General features: G+C 71.3%; 20 protein-coding genes. 10 read left to right on the top strand and 10 right to left on the bottom strand.

Annotated features, from left to right (window positions below):
* Positions 1–30: 30 nt before the first annotated feature.
* The gene (locus ACPCJR_RS09850) at positions 31–1,245 is read left to right on the top strand and encodes an AI-2E family transporter (protein WP_391511988.1); all 1,215 of its coding nucleotides are present in this window, start codon (positions 31–33) and stop codon (positions 1,243–1,245) included.
* A gap of 64 nt (positions 1,246–1,309) precedes the next feature.
* On the opposite strand, the gene ACPCJR_RS09845 is transcribed toward ACPCJR_RS09850, so the two are convergent.
* Positions 1,310–2,179 carry a Kdo hydroxylase family protein gene (locus ACPCJR_RS09845; protein WP_391511987.1) on the bottom strand — a complete coding sequence of 290 codons (870 nt, stop codon included), beginning with the start codon at positions 2,177–2,179 and terminating at the stop codon, positions 1,310–1,312.
* A 240-nt stretch (positions 2,180–2,419) separates the two neighbouring features.
* On the opposite strand from ACPCJR_RS09845, the gene ACPCJR_RS09840 reads away from it, so the two are divergent.
* From ACPCJR_RS09840 to ACPCJR_RS09830, 3 genes are read left to right on the top strand one after another with little or no spacing between them, the layout of a single operon-like run.
* Positions 2,420–2,851: an RNA polymerase subunit sigma-70 gene (locus tag ACPCJR_RS09840; RefSeq protein ID WP_391511986.1), complete on the top strand. Its 432-nt coding sequence runs from the start codon at positions 2,420–2,422 to the stop codon at positions 2,849–2,851.
* Between the two features lie 4 nt (positions 2,852–2,855).
* Entirely contained in the window at positions 2,856–3,272 is a 417-nt protein-coding gene (locus ACPCJR_RS09835; protein ID WP_391511985.1) for a cupin domain-containing protein, read from the top strand.
* Between the two features lie 45 nt (positions 3,273–3,317).
* On the top strand, positions 3,318–3,617 hold the full coding sequence (locus ACPCJR_RS09830; protein WP_391511984.1) for a hypothetical protein: 300 nt from the start codon (positions 3,318–3,320) through the stop codon (positions 3,615–3,617).
* Between the two features lie 74 nt (positions 3,618–3,691).
* On the opposite strand, the gene ACPCJR_RS09825 is transcribed toward ACPCJR_RS09830, so the two are convergent.
* On the bottom strand, positions 3,692–4,165 hold the full coding sequence (locus tag ACPCJR_RS09825; RefSeq protein WP_391511983.1) for an Hsp20 family protein: 474 nt from the start codon (positions 4,163–4,165) through the stop codon (positions 3,692–3,694).
* A 182-nt stretch (positions 4,166–4,347) separates the two neighbouring features.
* On the opposite strand from ACPCJR_RS09825, the gene ACPCJR_RS09820 reads away from it, so the two are divergent.
* Positions 4,348–5,337, top strand: a complete 990-nt coding sequence (locus ACPCJR_RS09820) for an alpha/beta fold hydrolase (RefSeq protein WP_391511982.1) — start codon at positions 4,348–4,350, stop codon at positions 5,335–5,337.
* A 44-nt stretch (positions 5,338–5,381) separates the two neighbouring features.
* Here the strand turns inward: ACPCJR_RS09820 and hisN are convergent, their stop codons facing one another.
* The 4 genes from hisN to ACPCJR_RS09800 all read right to left on the bottom strand — a co-directional run bounded on the left by hisN (position 5,382) and on the right by ACPCJR_RS09800 (position 9,878).
* Positions 5,382–6,173, bottom strand: coding sequence for a histidinol-phosphatase (gene hisN / locus ACPCJR_RS09815; protein ID WP_391511981.1), 792 nt, complete (start codon positions 6,171–6,173; stop codon positions 5,382–5,384).
* Between the two features lie 91 nt (positions 6,174–6,264).
* Positions 6,265–8,310, bottom strand: coding sequence for an AI-2E family transporter (locus ACPCJR_RS09810; RefSeq protein ID WP_391511980.1), 2,046 nt, complete (start codon positions 8,308–8,310; stop codon positions 6,265–6,267).
* A 219-nt stretch (positions 8,311–8,529) separates the two neighbouring features.
* Positions 8,530–9,309, bottom strand: a complete 780-nt coding sequence (locus ACPCJR_RS09805) for a LamB/YcsF family protein (protein ID WP_391511979.1) — start codon at positions 9,307–9,309, stop codon at positions 8,530–8,532.
* Positions 9,306–9,878, bottom strand: coding sequence for a helix-turn-helix domain-containing protein (locus tag ACPCJR_RS09800; RefSeq protein WP_391511978.1), 573 nt, complete (start codon positions 9,876–9,878; stop codon positions 9,306–9,308). The genes ACPCJR_RS09805 and ACPCJR_RS09800 overlap by 4 nt, the downstream gene beginning before the upstream one ends.
* A 971-nt stretch (positions 9,879–10,849) precedes the next feature.
* Between ACPCJR_RS09800 and ACPCJR_RS09795 the strand changes: the two genes are divergently transcribed.
* Together ACPCJR_RS09795 and ACPCJR_RS09790 are read left to right on the top strand one after the other, a co-directional pair.
* The gene (locus ACPCJR_RS09795) at positions 10,850–12,457 is read left to right on the top strand and encodes a TROVE domain-containing protein (RefSeq protein ID WP_391511977.1); all 1,608 of its coding nucleotides are present in this window, start codon (positions 10,850–10,852) and stop codon (positions 12,455–12,457) included.
* A 69-nt stretch (positions 12,458–12,526) separates the two neighbouring features.
* The gene (locus ACPCJR_RS09790) at positions 12,527–13,924 is read left to right on the top strand and encodes an RtcB family protein (protein WP_391511976.1); all 1,398 of its coding nucleotides are present in this window, start codon (positions 12,527–12,529) and stop codon (positions 13,922–13,924) included.
* Between the two features lie 53 nt (positions 13,925–13,977).
* Here the strand turns inward: ACPCJR_RS09790 and ACPCJR_RS09785 are convergent, their stop codons facing one another.
* The 4 genes from ACPCJR_RS09785 to ACPCJR_RS09770 all read right to left on the bottom strand — a co-directional run bounded on the left by ACPCJR_RS09785 (position 13,978) and on the right by ACPCJR_RS09770 (position 16,742).
* Positions 13,978–14,271 (bottom strand): type II toxin-antitoxin system RelE/ParE family toxin, encoded by a 294-nt coding sequence (locus tag ACPCJR_RS09785; protein ID WP_391511975.1) that lies wholly within the window; start codon positions 14,269–14,271, stop codon positions 13,978–13,980.
* A complete protein-coding gene (locus ACPCJR_RS09780) occupies positions 14,268–14,495 on the bottom strand; it encodes a hypothetical protein (protein WP_391511973.1) in 228 nt (75 codons plus the stop codon). The genes ACPCJR_RS09785 and ACPCJR_RS09780 overlap by 4 nt, the downstream gene beginning before the upstream one ends.
* Before the next feature lie 107 nt (positions 14,496–14,602).
* A complete protein-coding gene (locus ACPCJR_RS09775; protein ID WP_391511972.1) occupies positions 14,603–15,901 on the bottom strand; it encodes a nicotinate phosphoribosyltransferase in 1,299 nt (432 codons plus the stop codon).
* 337 nt (positions 15,902–16,238) lie between these two features.
* A complete protein-coding gene (locus ACPCJR_RS09770; RefSeq protein WP_110351145.1) occupies positions 16,239–16,742 on the bottom strand; it encodes a pyridoxamine 5'-phosphate oxidase family protein in 504 nt (167 codons plus the stop codon).
* 146 nt (positions 16,743–16,888) lie between these two features.
* Here ACPCJR_RS09770 and ACPCJR_RS09765 point away from each other — a divergent pair, with 146 nt between their 5' ends.
* The 3 genes from ACPCJR_RS09765 to mobA all read left to right on the top strand — a co-directional run bounded on the left by ACPCJR_RS09765 (position 16,889) and on the right by mobA (position 19,065).
* On the top strand, positions 16,889–17,167 hold the full coding sequence (locus tag ACPCJR_RS09765) for a hypothetical protein (RefSeq protein WP_391511971.1): 279 nt from the start codon (positions 16,889–16,891) through the stop codon (positions 17,165–17,167).
* 135 nt (positions 17,168–17,302) lie between these two features.
* A complete protein-coding gene (locus ACPCJR_RS09760; RefSeq protein WP_391511970.1) occupies positions 17,303–18,433 on the top strand; it encodes a P-loop NTPase in 1,131 nt (376 codons plus the stop codon).
* Positions 18,430–19,065: a molybdenum cofactor guanylyltransferase MobA gene (gene mobA / locus ACPCJR_RS09755; protein WP_391511969.1), complete on the top strand. Its 636-nt coding sequence runs from the start codon at positions 18,430–18,432 to the stop codon at positions 19,063–19,065. Before ACPCJR_RS09760 ends, mobA begins: the two co-directional genes overlap by 4 nt.
* Positions 19,066–19,072: the final 7 nt, after the last annotated feature.

The following is a 19,072-nucleotide window of genomic DNA, read 5'->3' as shown; positions in this document are numbered from 1 at the left end:
CGGACGGATGCGGACGGAGCGAGGCTGTCGATGGCTGGCATGGAGCGAACGGACGCCGAGCCGATCCGGCACGCCGCACCGGACAACGCCCGCTTCCAGGCGATCTTCCGCGTCCTGCTGGTCGCCGGCCTGCTCGGGCTCGGCCTCTATATCCTCGCCGGATTCCTGCGGGCGCTGGTCTGGGCCGTGGTGCTCGCCGTCGCGCTGTGGCCCCTCTTCGCCCGGGCGAAGCGGCGGCTCCCGCCGGGACGGCACAACCTGCTCTGGCCGGCCGTCTTCACCGGTCTCGTCGCGCTGGTGCTGCTCCTGCCCGTCGTGGCGCTCGCCGTCGAGGCGGCCCGCGAGGCGCACGACCTGCTCGCCTATGCCCGCGAGGCCGAGCGCAACGGTATCCCGGTGCCCACCTTCGTCGCGCACCTGCCCTACGGGGCGGAGGCCGTCGCCGCGTGGTGGAACGCGCATCTGGCCCATGCCGGGCTCGCGCACGAACTGAGCGAGCGGCTCAACACCGCCTCCAACCGCGACCTGACCCGCAGCCTCGGCGCGGGGCTGGTGCACCGGGTGGTTCTGTTCGGCTTCTGCCTGCTCGCCCTGTTCTTCCTGTTCCGCGAGGGCGAGGCGGTGATCGCGCAGGGTCTGCGGGCGAGCCACCGCCTGTTCGGCCCCCGCGGCGAGCGGGTGGCCCGCCAGATGGCGGCCTCGGTGCACGGCACCGTGGACGGGCTCGTGCTCGTCGGCCTCGGCGAAGGCGTCCTGCTCGGGATCGTCTACGCGCTGACCGGCGTGCCGCATCCGGTGCTGTTCGGGGCGCTGACGGCGGTGGCTGCGACGATCCCCTTCGGCGCACCCCTCGCCTTCGGCCTCGCCGCGGCGCTGCTCCTGGCCGGCGGGGCGGTCGTGCCCGCGGTGATCGTGCTGGCGGCGGGCTTCGTCGTCACCTTCGTGGCCGACCATTTCGTGCGCCCGGCGCTGATCGGCGGCACCACGCGGCTGCCCTTCCTCTGGGTGCTGCTCGGCATTCTCGGCGGCGTCGAGACCTTCGGTCTGCTCGGCCTGTTCGTCGGCCCCGCGGTGATGGCCGCGCTGATCCTGCTGTGGCGGGAGTTCACGCAAGGGCCGGAGGCGGCGGTCGGTCCGGGGGCCGCGTCCTCCCCCGTCATCGGGGGCGTCGGCGCGGCGGTCCAGGGGCGCGACCGCCCTGCAGCGGGCGGTGCGCCGGATCGCCCCGGCTCCCCTGCGCGATGAGGCGAGCGGGATCGCCTCGCTCACGCGCGCGATGACGGACCGAGGCGCTCGAACGGGGGCCGCCTCAGTGCCGCAGCGGCCGGCCGAGCTTCTTCGCCAGGATCCGCTGCGGGCTCTTCTCCGGGTCGGCCTGGTCGGCGACCGCGATATAGGCGGTCTGTTCCAGCATGTAGCGCCCGCCCATGGCCCCGTGCATCACGAGGTCGGAGAAGGTCACCCAGGTCTCGCCGGGCTGGAAGCGCACGTCCGCCTGCGGCGCGCTGGCCTGATAATCCATGTCGCGCTTGAGCGCGTCGTGGAGGTGCAGCATCAGGTGGTCGTATTCCGAGCGCTTGGCCTTGGTGATCTTGAGCGCGGCCAGCACGCTCGCCGAGAGGCCGGAATAGCCGGGCAGCTTGGGCAGGAACTTCTCCGCCATCGAGCCGAAATCCTCGCCGACCCGCCACAGCCGCGGCTGCCCCTCGGCGTTGATGTTGCGGAAGATGCGCAGGATGCGCCGCTCGCCGATCGGGTTCGAGGGGAAGGCATCGACATGCATGCGCGTGTCGTCGCGCCGCCAGCTCAGCTTGCGCTTGTCGACATCGAAGGGCCGGTACGAGGTGCCCGCCAGCGAGACCTTGCCGGTATAGGCCGGCAGGTAGGTGTCGATCAGGCTTTCGGCAAAGCGGCGGTAGCGCATCAGCAGGGCGCGCAGGCGGGCCTGCTCCTCCGCGCTGCCGGCCCCGCCGCGCAGCTCGGCCGTCTCGTTGCGGATCGCGACGTTCTTGGCCTTGCCGTCGGCGAAGGGGCGCTCGACGAAGCGCTGCTCGAAGGCGTCGAAGGGGAAGTCGAGGTCGCGGAAGACGAGGACCGAGCCGCTCTCCAGCGCCTCGACGAGGCCGGGTGCGCCCGGTGCCGCCTCGGCGCGGAAGACGGGAAGGACGGGGCTGATCATGGCTGGCTGTTTCCCGCGCGGGTAGGATGGAGCGCGGTTTACCCGACCCGCTCGGGACCTGCCAACACGCGCCGCCGCCGCGGCCCCGTGCCACCCGCGGGCGGATCGCGCCTTTTGCGGTGGATGAGGCCGCGCCTCCGCTTGCTCCGCCTTGCGCGCGCGCGTCTCCTGTCCCGCAACCTGGGGCATGGGCGATGCGTTTCTCGACGTGAAGCCCGCCCCCCGGACGAGGAGCCGTCCATGGCGACGCTGAAGGAATTCGAGGATTCTCTGCGCGAGCACGGGATGCACATGGCGCTGGCCCTGCTGGAGCGCCTGCGCGAGCGCGACCGCCGGACCCGCACCGTGCGCCCGGCCCGGCGCCTGACCGGCCAGCGGATGACGCCCGAACTCGCCCGCTCGATCCTGGAGCTGCATGCCTCCACGGGCATGACCCAGCAGGAGATCGCCTTCAAGGTCGGGGTGAACCAGGGCCGGGTCAACGAGGTGATCAAGCGCGGCAAGTGGCTCGACGACGATCCCCACGCCCCCGAGGCGATCGCCCGGGACAAGGCGAAGGCGCGCATGCGGGCCGATCCCAAGCCGCGCCCGCGGGCGCCCGTCCGCAAGGAGGCCGCGCGGGTGGCCAAGAAGCCGGCGCCGCAGGGCCAGCTCGCCTTCGGGGACCTGTAGCCCGATGTCCGGGCCGGACGAGGCGGCCGTCTGCCGGATCGTGCGTCCCGGCGAGGCCTTCACGGGCAAGCAGGGGCTGTCCTACGCCCCCGGCATCTCCGCGGAATCGGCCGGTGCGCGGGGCATCCACCTGCAGATGGTGACGCTCCCGCCCGGCGCCCGCGCCAAGGCCCACAAGCACGAGGGCCACGAGACCGCGATCTACGCGCTCGCCGGCCTCTCCCGCATGTGGTGGGGCGAGCGGCTGGAGCACCACGCCGAATTGCGGCCGGGCGAGTATCTCTACATCCCGGCCGGCGTGCCGCACCTGCCCTACAATCCGAGTCGGACCGAGCCCTGCACCGCCATCATCGCCCGCACCGACCCGAACGAGCAGGAGAGCGTGGTGCTGCTACCGGATCTCGACGGGATACATCCGTGAGCCGCGCCGTTGAGGAGGAATCCTTTCTCGCGGCGGACCCCTCCCATGCGACGCCCCCTCGCCTCGCTCGCCTGCCTCATCGCCTGCCTCGGTCCGGCGGCGGCGCAGCGCCTCTCGACGACCGATCTCACCTGCGGGCAGGCCCGGGCGGTGGTGCAGCGGCAGGGCGCGGCGGTGCTCGGCACCGGCGGGCCGACCTTCGACCGCTTCGTGCGCGACCGCTCGTTCTGCGAAGCGACCGAGATCGGCAAGCGCGCCTTCGTGCCGACCCGCGAGGGGCCGGGCTGCTTCGTCGGCTTCACCTGCTACGAGCCCGGCCGCGGCGACCGCTTCGGCGACTTCTGACGCGCGCGCACGAAAACGCCCCGGCCTTGCGGGCCGGGGCGCGATCCTATGGGGGCAGCCTCGCGGCCGAAGCGTTAGGCGGCCTGCTGGACCGAGCCCTCGATCACCGGCTGGCTCGAGGCGCGGGTGGCGATCTCGATGCGGCGCGGCTTCTTCGCCTCCGGGACCTCGCGGACGAGATCGACGTGGAGGAGGCCGTTCTCCAGCACGGCGCCGGTCACCTGGACGTGGTCGGCGAGCTGGAAGCGGCGTTCGAAGGCGCGGGCGGCGATGCCCTGGTAGAGCACGTCGGCGGGCCTGCCGTCGGCGGCGGGCTTGCGCTCGCCCTTGATGGTGAGGGCGTTCTCCTTCACCTCGATCGACAGGTCGGCCTCGGTGAAGCCGGCCACCGCGACGGTGACGCGGTAGACGTTCTCACCCGTGCGCTCGATGTTGTAGGGCGGGTAGGTCGGGGCGGCTTCCGCGCTCACGAGACCGTCGAGGGCCGCAAAAAGGCGGTCGAAACCGACGGTGGAGCGGTAAAGGGGAGCCAGATCGAACTGACGCATCACATATCCTCCAGAAGAAGCAACATGCCGATTGTATTCGGGTCCGCCCGGGGGCCGGACCGTCGCGCCGCCGTCTCGGCCGGCGCATTCGGGATATTGGTGGGGCTCCAAAACCGTGCAAGGGCCTGCTTGCGGGGATTTATGCGCTTCTTCGAGAAAAAATTTCGAGGGCTGATCCGGCCGTGCTGACCCTGCGCCCCACTCCGGGAAATCCGGTCCCGCCCGGTGCCCAGATCGTGCCGGTCCGGACCTCCGACGGCGTCCTGTTGCGGGCCGCCGTCTGGCGACCGACGGCGCGCGGCGTGAAGGGCACGGTCTGCCTGCTTCAGGGCCGGGCCGAGTTCATCGAGAAGTACTACGAGACCATCGCCGAGCTGCGCGCCCGCGGCTTCAGCGTGGTCGCCTTCGATTGGCGCGGCCAGGGCGATTCCGGCCGGCAGGTGCGCGACGCCCACAAGGGCCATGTCCGCCGCTTCGACGACTACCGCCTCGATCTCGAGGCCATCGCCGAGACGGTGCTCGTGCCGCAGATGCCCGAGCCGCATTTCGCCCTCGCCCATTCCATGGGCGGCGCGGTGGCGCTGACCGGTGCGGCGGAGGGCTGGCTGCCGTTCCGGCGCCTCGTCACCGTGGCGCCGATGCTGGCGATCCGCATGGTGCGCTGGCCCGCGGGCGCCTCGCTGCTCTCGCGCACCCTCGACCGGCTCGGGCTCGGGCGCTGCTACATCCCCTTCGGCAAGCCGACCTCGATCGCGACGAAGCCGTTCTCGGGCAACCGCCTCTCGACCGATCCGGTGCGCTACGCCCGCAACGCGGCCGCCGCCCGCGAGGTGGGCGCTGGGGCGGTGGGCGATCCGACCATCGCCTGGCTCGCCTCGGCCTTCCGCGCCATGCGCCGGCTCGCGAAGCCGGCCACGATCCGGCGCATCCGCACGCCCTGCTTGATCGTCGCGGCCGGCGCCGACCCCGTCTGCAGCACGCCGGCGGTCGAGCGCTTCGCCGCACGCCTCAAGACGGGTCACCTCATCGTCCTGCCGGGCGCCCGCCACGAGATCCTGACGGAGAGCGACGCGATCCGCACCGATTTCTGGGCGGCCTTCGACGCCTTCATCCCAGGACACGGGGCTCAGGCACCCGTGGAAGAGGCGCCGCGCCGTGCCGCCGTCGGCTGAGACGGCGGAGGGACGGCGCGGCGGCCCGCGCCCTACGGCAAGCTCTACGGATTGAGCCGCTTCAGCGCCGACTCGTGCAGGCGGGGATCGCCCGCCGCGACGATGCGGCCGCCCTGCGTCGCCGGGCCGCCGTCCCAGGCGGTGACCACGCCGCCCGCGCCCTCGACGATCGGGATCAGCGCCACGATGTCGTAGGGCTTCAATCCCGCCTCGACCACGAGGTCGATCTGGCCCGCCGCCAGCATGCAGTAGGCGTAGCAATCGGCGCCGTAGCGGGACATCTTCACCTCTGCCTCGATCGCCCGGAAGCGTTCGGCCTCCTCGCCCTCCGCGAACAGGCGCGGATCGGTGGTGGCGAGGATCGCGTTCGAGAGCGCGTCGCAGCGGCGGCCGTGCAGGGGCCGCTCGCCCTTCGGGCTGCGCACGCTGGCGGTCTTGCCGTCGCCGAGGAAGCGCTCGCCGAGATAGGGCTGGTGCATCAGGCCGCGCACCGCCGCGCCGTGATGCGTGAGGCCGATCAGGGTGCCCCAGGTCGGCAGGCCGCTGATGAAGGCGCGGGTGCCGTCGATCGGGTCGAGCACCCAGACGCATTCGGCATCCGCCCGCTCGGCCCCGAATTCCTCGCCGAGAATGCCGTGGTTCGGCAGCCGGTCCTTGATCATCCGCCGCATCACGGCCTCCGCGGCGCGGTCGGCCTCGGTCACGGGGTCGAAGGCCCGTCCCGTCCCGTGGGATTTGTCGTCGAGGCCGAAATGCGCCCGGAAGAAGGGCAGGATCGCCGCTCCCGACTGCGTGGCGAGGTCTTCCATGAACCGGGCGAGATCGACGACGCTCATCGGGGGCAGCCTTCCGTTGACCGCCCAAGACGAAGCCGCCGCGAGGGGCGCCGTCAACCCTCGCCCGGAAATCCTTCGCCGCCGTTCAGCGTCAGGCCGGTTCCGGTAGGGCTTGGCGCGGGGGCGTCGCCGCCTCCTGGCGCTGGGGGCCCTGCGGGGCGCCGTGGCGGGCGATGGCGAGGATCGTCTCGATCAGGTCGCGCAGCGAGGTGACGTGGTCGTCGGCCCCGAGCTTGGCACGCACCGTCTCGTCGGAGACGGTCGGCTCGTCGAGGCGCCACAGGCCGGCGACGATCGGCACGCTGTCGATCTTCTGGCGGATGCGCGAGACGAGGCGGCGCAGGTGGGTCGGCTCGCCGGTCAGCGCCAGCGAGATCACGCAGACGGTCTGGGCCGGGCCGGGGTCCCACGCGCCGATCTTCACCCGGGCGAGGTCGGCGAAGGGCACCTGCCGGGTGCCGAAGCCGCGCTTGCGCAGCAGCTGCTCGGCGATGGCGGTCGCCGCCTCGTCGAGGAAGCCGCGGCCCGAGACCAGCAGGATCGCGCCGTCCCGGCGCCACGCCTCCGACAGGTCGTCCGGGTCGGGATCGGGGATTGGCTCGTTCTTGCACGCGCCCTCCGCCTCCGCGGGGCCGCCGGGGAGCAGGCGGGAGGCCTTCGAGGCCGGGTCGGGCACCGAATCCTCGCGCGTCTCCAGATCCTCGACCAGGGCGGTGATCGAGGCGCGGATCTCGTCCTTCTGGCTCGGCGTCAGCACGCCGCGGGCGGCGTCGCGGGCGGCGAGTTCGAGGCCGCGAAGCACCACGTCGTCGTAATAGGCCGAGAGCGAGCATTCCCGCAGGATCAGGTCGGCATGCTCCTGCGCCTCTTCGGGATCGTCGGCGAGCATGCGCTGGTAGAAGTTCTCGACCGGGGTCAGGGCCGGGCGGTTGCTGAACAGCACGTCGAGGAATTCGAGCCGGTCGACGTGGCGCCCGAGCACGACGAGGCAGACGGTCAGCGGCGTCGAGAGCAACAGTCCCACCGGTCCCCACAGCCAGGTCCAGAACAGGGCCGAGACCAGCACCGAGAAGGGCGAGAGGCCGGTGGAGTGGCCGTAGACCAGCGGCTCGATGACATGTCCGACGATGGGCTCGACGAGGGCGAAGAGCAGGAAGGTCGCCAGCATCATGCTCCAGCCCGGATCGACGGCGGCGGCGAGCGCGATGGGCAGCACGGCCGAGAGCACGGCGCCGATATAGGGCACGAAGCGCATGACCAGGGCGAAGATGCCCCACAGCACCGGGCTCGGGACGCCGATGATCCAGAGCCCGATGCCGATGACGATGCCGAAGGCGGTGTTGAGGGCGAGTTGCCCCAGGAAGTAGCGCGAGAGCCGCCGGGCCGCGTCGTCCATCGCCACGGTGGTGCGGTGGAGGTCGCTCGAGCCGGCGAGCCGGATCAGGCGGTCGCGCAGATCCTCCCGCTGCATCAGGATGAACAGCAGGACGACGATGACGATGCCGGCGGTGGCCAGCGGCTGCGCCACCGGCGAGAGCACGGTGGTGGCGAGTTCGAGCGGGCTCGGGCGGCGCTCCTCCACCTGCACCACGACCGGCTTGGGCGGCTCCGGCTCGGCCTTCCGGGCGCTGTCGCGAGCCGCCTGCTCGCGTGCGGCCCGCTCCTTGGCCCGCTCGGCGCTCTCCTTGTTCTCCTCCCCGCCCTGATGGATCGCGCGGTTGATGTTGGCGATGTAGTCCATGGTCTGGCCGAGGCTGCCGTTCCGCAGCCCCTCGATCTTGCGCTCCACCGTGCGCTGGTAGCGCGGCACGTCCCCAGCGAGTTCGGCGACCTGCACCCCGATGACGGTGGACAGCGCGGCGATGAGGCCGGCGGCAAACAGCACCGAGACGAGCACCGCCACCGCCCGCCCCAGCCGAAGCCGGCGCAGGAAGTTCACGAGCGGCCCCAGCACGAAGGACAGGAGCACCGCAATCGCGATCGGGATCAGCACCTCGCGCGCCAGGAACAGGCCCGCGACGATGATCGCGAACACGACGAGCGAGGAGGCCAGAGGGCCCTTGGGCGTCTCGGCGGCGGCGACCCGGGTGGGGCGCGGCGGCACGATGAAGCCTTCGGAGGGGGAGATACGCTTCATGGCAGGCCGGGCTTCCCTCTTACGCCACGCGTCATCCGAGGCCCCACGCAGCTTTGCGGGCCTCGGTCTCGCTCAAGGGCCGCGCGGGCTCGGCGCGACGGCCGGAGCCCGTTCCGGGCGAGAACCGTCGCGGGCCTGCGCCCGGAGGCACCTGAACTCAAGAAACCGTGAGCAGGCCGGATTCGATCCAAGAAACGTCGCCGTAACGGGGCATACCCCTCATGACGCCGCGTAGGATTGGGCGAAGGGGCGCAGGCTAAAGCCCGCCTGCTCGAGCCCGGCGCGCACCGCCCGTGCCATCGCGAGAGCCTCGGGGTTGTCGCCGTGTACGCAGACGGTGTCGATCGCGACCGGAAGACAGCGTCCGCCGCGCGTGACGACCGCGCCCTCCCCGACCATGCGGGCGACGCGGGAGGCGGCCTCCCCCGCATCGTGGATCACCGCGCCCGGCGAGCCGCGGGGGGCGAGGGTGCCGTCTTCCGCGTAGGCGCGGTCGGCGTAGATCTCCCGCACCAGGGTGAGACCGGCCCGCGCGCCGGCGCGCTCGGCGGCCAGCCCCGGCATCACCACCAGGGCGAGGCTTGGATCGACGCCGGCCACGGCCCGGGCCAGGGCTGCGGCCAGGGCCTCGTCCTCGTTGGTGAGGTTGGCGAGCGCCCCGTGCGCCTTGACGTGGGTGACGCGGCCACCGGCCAGGGCGGCGCAGGCCTGAAGCGCGCCGATCTGGTAGGCGATGTCGCGCTCGATTTTTTGCGGACTCTCCCGAATCCGGTTCCGGCCGAAGCCGCGCAGGTCGCAAAACCCCGGATGCGCGCCGACGGCCACCCCCCGCGCCCGCGCCGCGAGCACCGTCTCGACCATGATGTCGGGATCGCCCGCGTGGAAGCCGCAGGCGACGTTGGCCGAGGTGACGATGTCGAGAAGCGCGGCGTCGTCGCCCATGCGCCAGGGGCCGAAGCCCTCGCCGAGATCGGCGTTGAGATCGATGCGGGCGCTCACCCGGCCGCCCGCATGGAACTCGACGTCTTGTCCCGAAGCGGTTTCGATCCACTGGGGTCCGCCGAAGGGTTCGCCGACGCGTCGGCCCGCGGGCGCATCATCACGCCGAAGCCTTCCGCCGCGTCGCCGATGAAGCGGATGCCCTCGCCTTCGAGCACCGTGCGGATCGCGTCGAGGGTCTTGGTGCGCGGCGCCACCTGATCGCTCTCGATCATGTTCAGGGTCACGGCGGAGATGCTGGCGCGGCTGGCCAGAACCCCTTGCGTCCATTTGAGAAGGCCGCGGCCGGCGCGGATCTGGGCAGGGGTGATGGGGTGGATCAGCATGGAGGCGAGATGGGCGAAACTGAAAGAATTTTCAAGTTTCGGCTTGACGCATCGGGGGCACAACCGTAAGCACGGGCCCATCGGCTCAGCCGGGCCGGAGAAGCGAGCGTTATCACTTACCCAGCATTGGGAAAGCTTCGCTCCTTCGCACCCATGTCCGGCTCTCGGCTCGAACACCACCACCGGCGCGGGCCGGTCGCGATCGGTTATCACCTGCACCGTGAAGCCCCGATCGCTCGTCACACGTCCGCGCTTCCCATTGGCCCCGCCTCGACGGAGCAAGGCATGAAACACGACGTCCTAAGCGTCGCCGCTTTCGCCCGTCCAGGGTCGGAGCGGCCATGGTCGATGCGGTCGAATCCGATCGCACGGAAGCCATTCGGCCGCGCGGGCCGATAGCGGACGGTTATCTCAGGGAGTCGAACGCCTGACGCCTTCGGGCGGAGGGCTCGGTTGTCCGCAAGGACATTCCCGTCCGCACCCCCATGCCCGCGCGGCCGCCGCTCCGGCTCGGCCCCCATTCCCCCTGCCTCATCCCGGCGGCCCCTGCGGGCCGAACGGGGACGGTTACCGGTAGAGCGCCGCGGCCCACGCCGCGGAGGTCGCGGATTCGATCTTCGCCGGGCCTTGCGCCCGTAGCTCAGCAAACCCGTCCCCGACATCCATGACCGCAGGATCTCTCGCGGCTGAGTTGTAGGAAAACATTCAAAACGCGCGGGCCGAAGAGGAACGGTTATCATTCATAATGAGGTGGTCGCGGGTTCGAAGCCCGCCGGGTCGAGAGGCCCGTAGCTCAGTCGGTTAGAGCGCCCCGTTCCTCACCCCACGACCGCGCGGCCCGCAAAGCCGGACACCCGTCCGACCTGCGGGCACGAACGAACACGAGAATCGGCCGTGCGGGCCGATGGAGACAGGTGATCGTCGGCCGAGAGGCCGGGTTCGAATCCCACGGGCCGCGAGGTCCGATGCCCGGGTGGCGGACGGGCGACGCACGCCGCGCGAGCGGACCGCCTGTCTCCCTTCCATGCCCGCACGGCCGCTGACGGAACAAACGAATTCGGCCGCGTGGGCCGGATTGCAAGGGTGATCTGGTCCTGAGGTTCGAATCCTGAGCGTCGCGAGGCGCTGGAACCCCTTGCACGATTCACGACCACGCGACCGCAACGAGCCTCGGGGACAATCCCAAAAGAGCCCCGCGGAGAGAGGAGCGAGTGATGTTGAACTATGGAAAGCTGTTCTCGCTCCGGCGCACCCCGCAGTCGGAGCCCCTTCCCCGCACCGTGCCGAACGCGGCCGGCGGCCACGTCTTCGCGGTCGGCGACTGGGCGCGGCTCGACCGCTTCCTTGTGCTCGGCTCGGAGGGCGGCTCCTACTACGCGGGCGAGCGGGCGCTCTCGCGGGAGAACGCGGTTGCGGTGATGCGCTGCATCGCCGAGGACGGCCCGCGGGCGGTCGCGACCATCGTCGCGATGAGCGAGGCGGGTCGGGCGCCGAAGCAGGATCCGGCGATCTTCGCGCTCGCCCTCGCGGCCTCCGCGGAGGCGGAAGGCACCCGCCGGCTGGCGCTCGCCGCCCTGCCCCGGGTCTGCCGCACCGGCACGCACCTGTTCCAGTTCGCGGGCGCCGTCGAGGCGCTGCGCGGCTGGGGCCGGGCGCTGCGGCGCGCGGTCGGCGACTGGTACCGGGCGCGTCCGGTGGACGCGCTCGCCTACCAGACGGTGAAGGTTCGCGCCCGTCAGGGCTGGTCGCACCGCGACCTCCTGCGGCTGGCCCATCCGGAGACGGACGAGCCGGCCCGGAAGGCGCTGTTCGACTGGATCTGCCGCGGCACGCTGAGCGACGAGACCCCGGCCCTCGTCCACGCCTTCGCCTCGGTGCAGGCGGAGGGCGTCGACGGCGCTTACGCGGCGGCGCAGGTGCGCACGCATGGTCTGCCCTGGGAGGCGCTGCCGACCGGGCTGATGACGAGCCGCGCGGTGAACGAGGCCCTGATCGAGCGCATGCCGGTCGGTGCCCTCGTGCGCCAGCTCGGCCGGCTCACCGCTTCGGGGGCGCTCGCGCCCTTCACCGCGGCGACCGCGCACGTGACCTCCGTGCTGTCGGACCGGGAGCGCCTGTTGAAGGCGCGCCTGCACCCGATGGCGCTGCTCGTCGCGCTCCGGACCTACGCGTCGGGCCGCGGCCAGCGCGGCCGGCTCTCCTGGGAGCCGGTGGCGGCGATCGTCGAGGCGCTGAACGCGGCGTTCTACACCACGTTCGGGAACGTCGCGCCCACGGGCCGGCGTCTCGTGCTGGCGCTGGACGTCTCGGGCTCGATGGCTTGCGGCGCGGTCGCGGGCTCTTCGCTGACGCCCCGGGAAGCGGCCGCCGCGATGGCGCTCGTCACCGCGGCGACGGAGGAGCACTGGCAGGTTCTCGGCTTCACCGCCGAGCCCGGCCAGTCCTGGAGCCAGGGGGCGGCGCTCACCGCCCTGCCGATCGGGCCGTCGATGCGGCTCGATCAGGCGGTGGCGGCGACGGCCGACCTGCCCTTCGGCGGGACGGACTGCTCGCTGCCGATGCGGTGGGCGCTGGAGCGGGGCGTCCGGGCCGACGCGTTCGTGGTCTACACGGACTCGGAGACCTGGGCCGGCCCGGTCCACCCGGTCCAGGCGCTGCGGGAATACCGGGAGAAGACCGGGATTCCGGCCAAGCTCGTGGTCGTGGGGCTCGTCTCCAACGGCTTCAGCATCGCCGACCCGAACGACGCGGGCATGCTCGACGTCGTCGGCTTCGACACGGCGGCGCCCGCGCTGATCGCGGACTTTTTGCGCGGCGGATGACGAACGGGGCGGACGGCTCGGACGAGCCGGCCGCCCCATTCCGAAAATTGAAGAAGACGGAGCGGCACCATGACCGCGATCAACGGACGCGATCTCATCGCCTGGGGCTTCGAGCCCGGCGCGTGGTTCAAGCGGGCGGTCGCCATCGCCAACGGCATGCGCGGCGAGGGCGCGGACGACGCGGCCATCCTCGCGCATCTGCGCGCCATCGAGCCCTCGGCCAACCCGATCCCGATGCGCACTAACGCGCTGGCATTCGGCGTCTTCCTCGACGCCGAGACGGAGGCCGAGCGGGCGAACGCGGCCGCTGTCATCCGCCACATGGACGCGCTGATGCGGGTGCCGACCATCGTGAAGGGCGCGGTGATGCCGGATGCCTGCCCCTCGGGCTTCGCGGAAGGCACGATCCCCGTGGGCGGCGCGGTGGCCTGCGCGGACGCGATCCATCCGGGCTTCCACTCGGCCGACATCTGCTGCTCGGTGGCGATCACGGTGTTCCGCCGGGCCGACGACCCGAAGCGTGTGCTCGACGCCGTGCAGGCGGTCACGCATTTCGGCCCCGGCGGCCGCAAGGGCGTGGTCGCGCCGCCGGATGCGGTGATGGCGGGGGTGGCAGGCAACCGCTTCCTCGCGGAATTCGCGGGCATCGCGGTCGGCCACTTCGCGAGCCAGGGCGACGGCAACCACTTCGCCTATGTCGGGCACCTCGCCTCGACGGGGCAGGTGGCGCTCGTCACCCATCATGGCTCGCGCGGGCTCGGCGCCCAGCTCTACAAGAAGGGCATGGCGGCGGCGCGTCGGCACACGTCTATCGTCGCCCCGCGGATCCCGGCGCACAACGCCTGGATCAAGGCGGAGTCCGACGATGGCCGGGCCTACTGGGAGGCGCTTCAGGTAGTCAGGGACTGGACCAAGGCGAGCCACTTCGCGCTCCACGACCTCGTGGCGCGGAAAGTGGGCAACGCGGTCGCGGACCGGTTCTGGAACGAGCACAACTTCGTCTTCCGCCGCAACGACGGGCTCTACTACCACGGCAAGGGGGCGACCCCGTCGTGGCGGGGGTTCTCGGCCGACGACGACGGGCGCACGCTGATCCCGCTCAACATGGCCGAGCCGATCCTGATCGCCCGCCACCGCGACCACGCGGCCTCGCTCGGCTTTGCCCCGCACGGGGCGGGGCGCAACATGAGCCGCAAGGCCTATCTGCGGGAGAACGCGCCCGCCCTGCCCGAGGGCATCGACGTGCGCTTCTTCTGCGGCAAGCCGGACCTGTCGGAGCTGCCCGGCGCCTACAAGGACGCGGGCAGCGTGCGCGCCCAGATCGCCAAGTACGATCTGGCCGAGGTCGTCGACACGGTGGAGCCCTACGGCTGCATCATGGCCGGCGACTGGGAGGCCGACGCGCCCTGGCGGAAGAAGGCGGCGGAGAAGCGCGCGGCGAAGGCCGCCGAGGCGGACGCGAAGTGACGGCGGCGCCGGGTGATGAGCCCGGCGCCGCCTTTCCATCCTTCTCGCGAGTCTCAGGAGGTGCCAGGCATGGAGGCCGGGTCGCGGGCGGCGTGCCGGATGCCGAGAATCACCACTTCATCCTCGGTCGCCTCGTAGAAGATCAGGTAGGGATAAGGTGTCGCCACGATCCGGCGCATGGGCCGAAGGCTGGTCGCATGCCCGCTCAGGGGATGCAGCAAGAGCAGGTCGATCACCGCCTGGATGCGGCGCTGAACGCGGCGAGCGCCTTGGGGTGACAGGCTCGCGATGTATGTCAGGATCGCGTCAAGCTCGGCGGCGGCGTCCGGAGTGTAGTGCAGTCTCACAGGCCATGCTTCGCCCAGATCGCCCGCACCTGCTCGTCCGTCGCAAATTCGCGACGCGCGGCCTGAGCATGGGAACTGGCGAACGAGGCTTCTTCCTCCGGTGTGAGCGGAACGAACGGCTCCTCGACGCCGGCGAGACTGAGAAGGACGCGAGCCATATCATCCTGCGTCTCGGGCGGGAGGGCGCGGACGCGTGCGATGGCTCTTTCCAGCAACTCGGTCATGCCTCCATTATGCACGACATTGGACTGGAAAGAACCCGACCGGCTTGGCGCTTGCTCTTCAGAAGCGAACCCGATCATTCGCAGGCCGTCGGCGGATGCCAAGCGGCTCACACCGCCACCGCCATCGCCGCCTGCTCCTCGACCCCGAACACCCGCTTGTAGCGCTCCACCTCCGCCGCCGGCCCCTGTGCCTTGCTCGGATTGTCGGAGATCTTCACCGTCGCGCGGCCCTCGGCCTCCGTCACCTTGCAGACGACCGAGATCGGGTCGAGGCGCCCCTCCGGCACGAGGCCGCGGAAATCGTTGGTGAGGCGGGTGCCCCAGCCGTAGCCGATGCGCATGCGGCCGTGGAAATGGGCGTGGATCGCCTCGATGTCGTCGATGTCGAGCCCGTCGGAGAAGATCGCCAGCTTGTCCCGCGGGTCGCAGCCGCGCGATTGCCAGAAAGCCAGCGCCTCCTCGCCGCCCGCGATCGGCTCCTTCGAATCGATCCGGATGCCGGTCCAGGCAGTGAGCCAGTCGGGGGCGCTCGCGAGGAAACCGGTGGTGCCGTAGGTGTCGGGGAGCGCCACCAGCAGGTTGCCGGCATAGTCCTGCTGCCAGTCGGCGAGCACGGCGTAGGGCGCCTGGGCCAGCGCCTCATCGTCGTCGCCGGCCAGCGCGGCGTAGACCATCGGCAGTTCGTGCGCGTTGGTGCCCACCGCCTCGACCTCGCGGCGCATGGCGATCAGGCAGTTCGAGGTGCCGAGGAAGGCCCGCTCGCCCAACCCCTCGCTCATCGCCTGCACGCACCAGTCCTGCCAGAGGAAGCCGTGGCGGCGGCGGGTGCCGAAATCGGCGATGGAGAGGCCGGGCAGGCGCTTGAGCCGCTCGATCTTCTCCCAGACCCGGGTCATGGCGCGGGCGTAGAGCACCTGAAGCTCGAACTTGCCCATGCCGCGCAGCACCGCGCGGGAACGCAGCTCGTTGAGGATGGCGAGTGCGGGCACCTCCCACATCGTGGTCTCGACCCAGGGGCCGTGGAAGGTGAGCGCGACTTGGCCCTCGCGGACCTCCAGCTCGTAGTCCGGCAGCCGGAACGCCTCGAACCACGCCATGAACTCGGAGGAGAGGATCTGGCGGCGGCCGTAGAAGGTGTTGCCGCGAAGCCAGGTGGATTCGCCCCGGCTCAGGCCGATCGTGCGGGCGTGGTCGAGCTGCGCCCGCAACTCCCCGAGGTCGATCTCGTCGGCCACCCGCACGCTCTTCGTGCGGTTCTGGATCCCGAAGCTGACCCGCACGTCGCGGTGACGGCGGAAGATCATCTGCGCCATCAGCAGCTTGTAGAAATCCGTATCGAGCAGCGAGCGCACGATCGGGTCGATGCGGAAGTTGTGGTCGTAGACCCGCTTCGCGAGGTCGATCATGGGCCGTCCGTGTTCGGGGAGTGTCGCCCGAGCTTGGGGCGGATCGCCCCGGGGATCAACGGCGGGAGACGCAGGAGTTCGTCACAAGAAAAGCGCCCCCGCCGGTGACGGGAGCGCGCTGCGTCGTGTGGGCCGTGGGCCGAAATGTGGTCGAACGCTTCGGTTCCGACCCCGTCATCGCGAGGCGAAGCCGTGGCGATCCAGGGCGCGACCTGTTCGGAGAGGCCGCGCCCTGGATCGCTTCGCTGACGCTCGCGATGACGGAGCCGTCGGGATCGGATGCAATCGTCGGAAGGGCGGCGAGAGACGCCCTTCCCAGACGCCCTTCCCAAAAGAATCAGGCGAGGTTGACCTTCTTGGTCTCGGTCTTGGGGCTCTCGCCGGTGAGCGAGGCCTTCACGTAGCCGTAGAGGTGGACCATCGTGGAGGATGGGCTGTCCCAGTACTCGCCCTGCTCGGGATGGATGCGGATCAGGCCGACCTCCGGATCGTCCTTGCCGTTGGGGAACCACGTCTTGAGGCTCTCCTGCCACTTCTCGTCGATCAGCTTCTGATCGCGGATCACCTCGGCCTTGCCGGCGATCGAGACGTAGGTCTGGCTCGACGGGTCGGAGTAGGAGAGGTTGACCTGATTGTCGCGGCCGATCTCGGCGGTCTTCGGGCTGTGCAGCTTGGTGAAGAACCACACGTCGCCGTTTTCGTCGATCTCGTTGTTCCACATCGGCCGGCTGTTGAGCGTCCCGTCCTGGTCGGCGGTGGTCAGCATCGCGACCTTGACGTCCTTGACCAGCTCGAAGAGCTTCTTCGCGCCCTCGTGGTCGCGATGGTTGCCCTGGTGCATGGATTGCGTTCTCCGATTGTCGGCAATGGTGTGAGCCGGGCGGCCGAGGCCCTGTCGGCATTCGGCGCCCCGGCGATTGCCTCGACAACGAGCGAGGCCGGTCTTGGTTCAGGCCGCGATGCGGGAGCGGTTGAGGGATGGAGCGGATGAGGGTTGCGCTGATCGCAGTGCTGCTGCTGGCCGGGCTCGGGCCGGCCTCGGCGGAGGTGCGCTTCGGCCCCGGCGTGCGCATCGGTGGCCACGATTTCTCGAACCGGCGCTACCGCAGCGTCCATATCGAGCGGGTGAAGCGGCTGCGCGGCCCCGTCGGCTGCCGGCACGTGCGCCGCGGCGTCTACCGGCGCGGCGACGGCTCGGTCGTGCGCGGGCCGATGGAAGAGTGCAACCTGATCGCGATCCCGCCGGGACGGCGACCGGGGCGATAGGCTGCCGGCCCCGGCGTCGGGCGGCACCGTCCGCGGAGCCTGCGGGAGATTTTGCGCTCCCGTCGGGTCTGGCGTTCTCGGGCGTCTCGGTTACATGCAGGAAAACACCGAGCGATCCCGCGTGGAGTATCTCCCTTGGCCATCACCCGCGACGACGTGCTGAAGGCGCTCTCCACCGTCACGGTGGATCGCGGCGGCACCACCCTGCCCGGCTCCGGCCGGCTCTCGCAGGTGGTGATCGACGCGGGCAACCGGGTGATGTTCTCGATCCTCGTCGATCCGAGCGAGGCCGAGCGCTTCGAGCCGGTGCGGCGGGAGGCGGAGGGCCGCGTGCTGGCGCTCCCCGGCGTGTCGAGCGTGCTGGCGAGCCTCACCTCGGAGCGGGCGCCGAACGCCCCGTCGCCCGGCGCGGCCCCGCGCCCGGCGACGGGCGCTCCCGCGGGCGCGCCGCCGCGCCAGGGCAACGCGCTGCCGGGCGTGCGCCACATCGTGGCGGTGGCCTCCGGCAAGGGCGGCGTCGGCAAGTCGACCACCGCCTGCAACCTCGCGCTGGGCCTGAGCGCGCAGGGCTTGAGGGTCGGCCTGCTCGATGCCGACATCTACGGCCCCTCGGTCCCGAAGCTCCTCGGGCTCTCCGGCAAGCCGCGGGTGCTCGAGGGCAAGACCCTGGAGCCGCTGCAGGCCTACGGGCTGAAGGCGATGTCGATCGGCCTGCTGATCGAGCCGGAATCGGCGATGATCTGGCGCGGGCCGATGGTGCAGTCGGCCATCACCCAGATGCTGCGGGACGTGGCCTGGGGCGAACTCGACGTGCTCATCGTGGACATGCCCCCCGGCACCGGCGACGCGCAGCTCACCATGGCCCAGGCCACGCCGCTCTCGGGCGCCGTCATCGTCTCGACGCCGCAGGATCTGGCCCTGATCGATGCGCGGCGCGGCGTGACCATGTTCCGCAAGGTCTCGGTGCCGATCCTCGGCGTGATCGAGAACATGGCGACCTTCATCTGCCCGAATTGCGGGGCGGCCTCGGCGATCTTCGGCCATGGCGGCGCCCGCCACGAGGCCGAGCGCCTGGAGGTGCCCTTCCTCGGCGAGATCCCGCTCACCATGGCGATCCGCGAGACCTCGGATGCCGGCCGCCCCGTGGTCGCGACCGATCCGGACGGACCGCAGGCCAAGGTCTACCGGGAGATCGCGGGCAAGCTCTGGGCCAACCTCACCGGCGCGCCCGCGGGCCGCGCGGCGCCCCGGATCGTCATCGAGTGACCACGGCCCCGGTCTCCGGCTCGGGCACGTTGGGCCTGATTCTGGCCGGCGGCCTGTCGCGGCGGATGGGCGGGGGCGACAAGCCGCTGAAGGTTCTGGCCGGACGCACCCTGCTGGAGCGGGTCGCCGAGCGCCTGGCCCCGCAATGCCCGGGCGGCCTCGCGCTGAGTGCCAACGGCGACCCCGCCCGCTTCCGCGACGTGTTTTCCGGGGCCGTCCTGCCCGACACGATGCCCGATCATCCCGGGCCGCTGGCCGGCATCCTCGCCGGACTGGAGGCCGCCGCCGCGCTGCCCGGCGTCACCCACGTCGCCAGCGTTCCCGGAGACGCGCCGTTCCTGCCCGACGACTTCGTGGCCCGACTCGCCGCCGCCGCGCAAGGCGAGGATCGGCCGATCGCGCTGGCGGCCTCGGGCGAGCGGCGCCACTTCACCAGCGCGCTCTGGCCGATCTCCCTGCGCGCGGATCTGCGCGGCTGGCTCGCTTCGGGCGAACGGCGCGTGGGCGGCTTCATCGAGCGGCACGGGGCGGCGGTCGCGAGCTGGCCGGTCGAGCCCGTCGATCCCTTCCTCAACCTCAACGCGCCGGAGGATCTGGCCGCGGCCGAGGCGCTGCTGGCGCGGCCTTCCTGACGCGGCG

Origin of the sequence: Methylobacterium sp. NPDC097929 (assembly GCF_049543375.1) — a bacterium.
Lineage (GTDB): Bacteria > Pseudomonadota > Alphaproteobacteria > Rhizobiales > Beijerinckiaceae > Methylobacterium.
The sequence above is the reverse complement of the archived record's forward strand: the minus strand, read 5'-3'. Positions and strand labels throughout refer to the sequence as shown.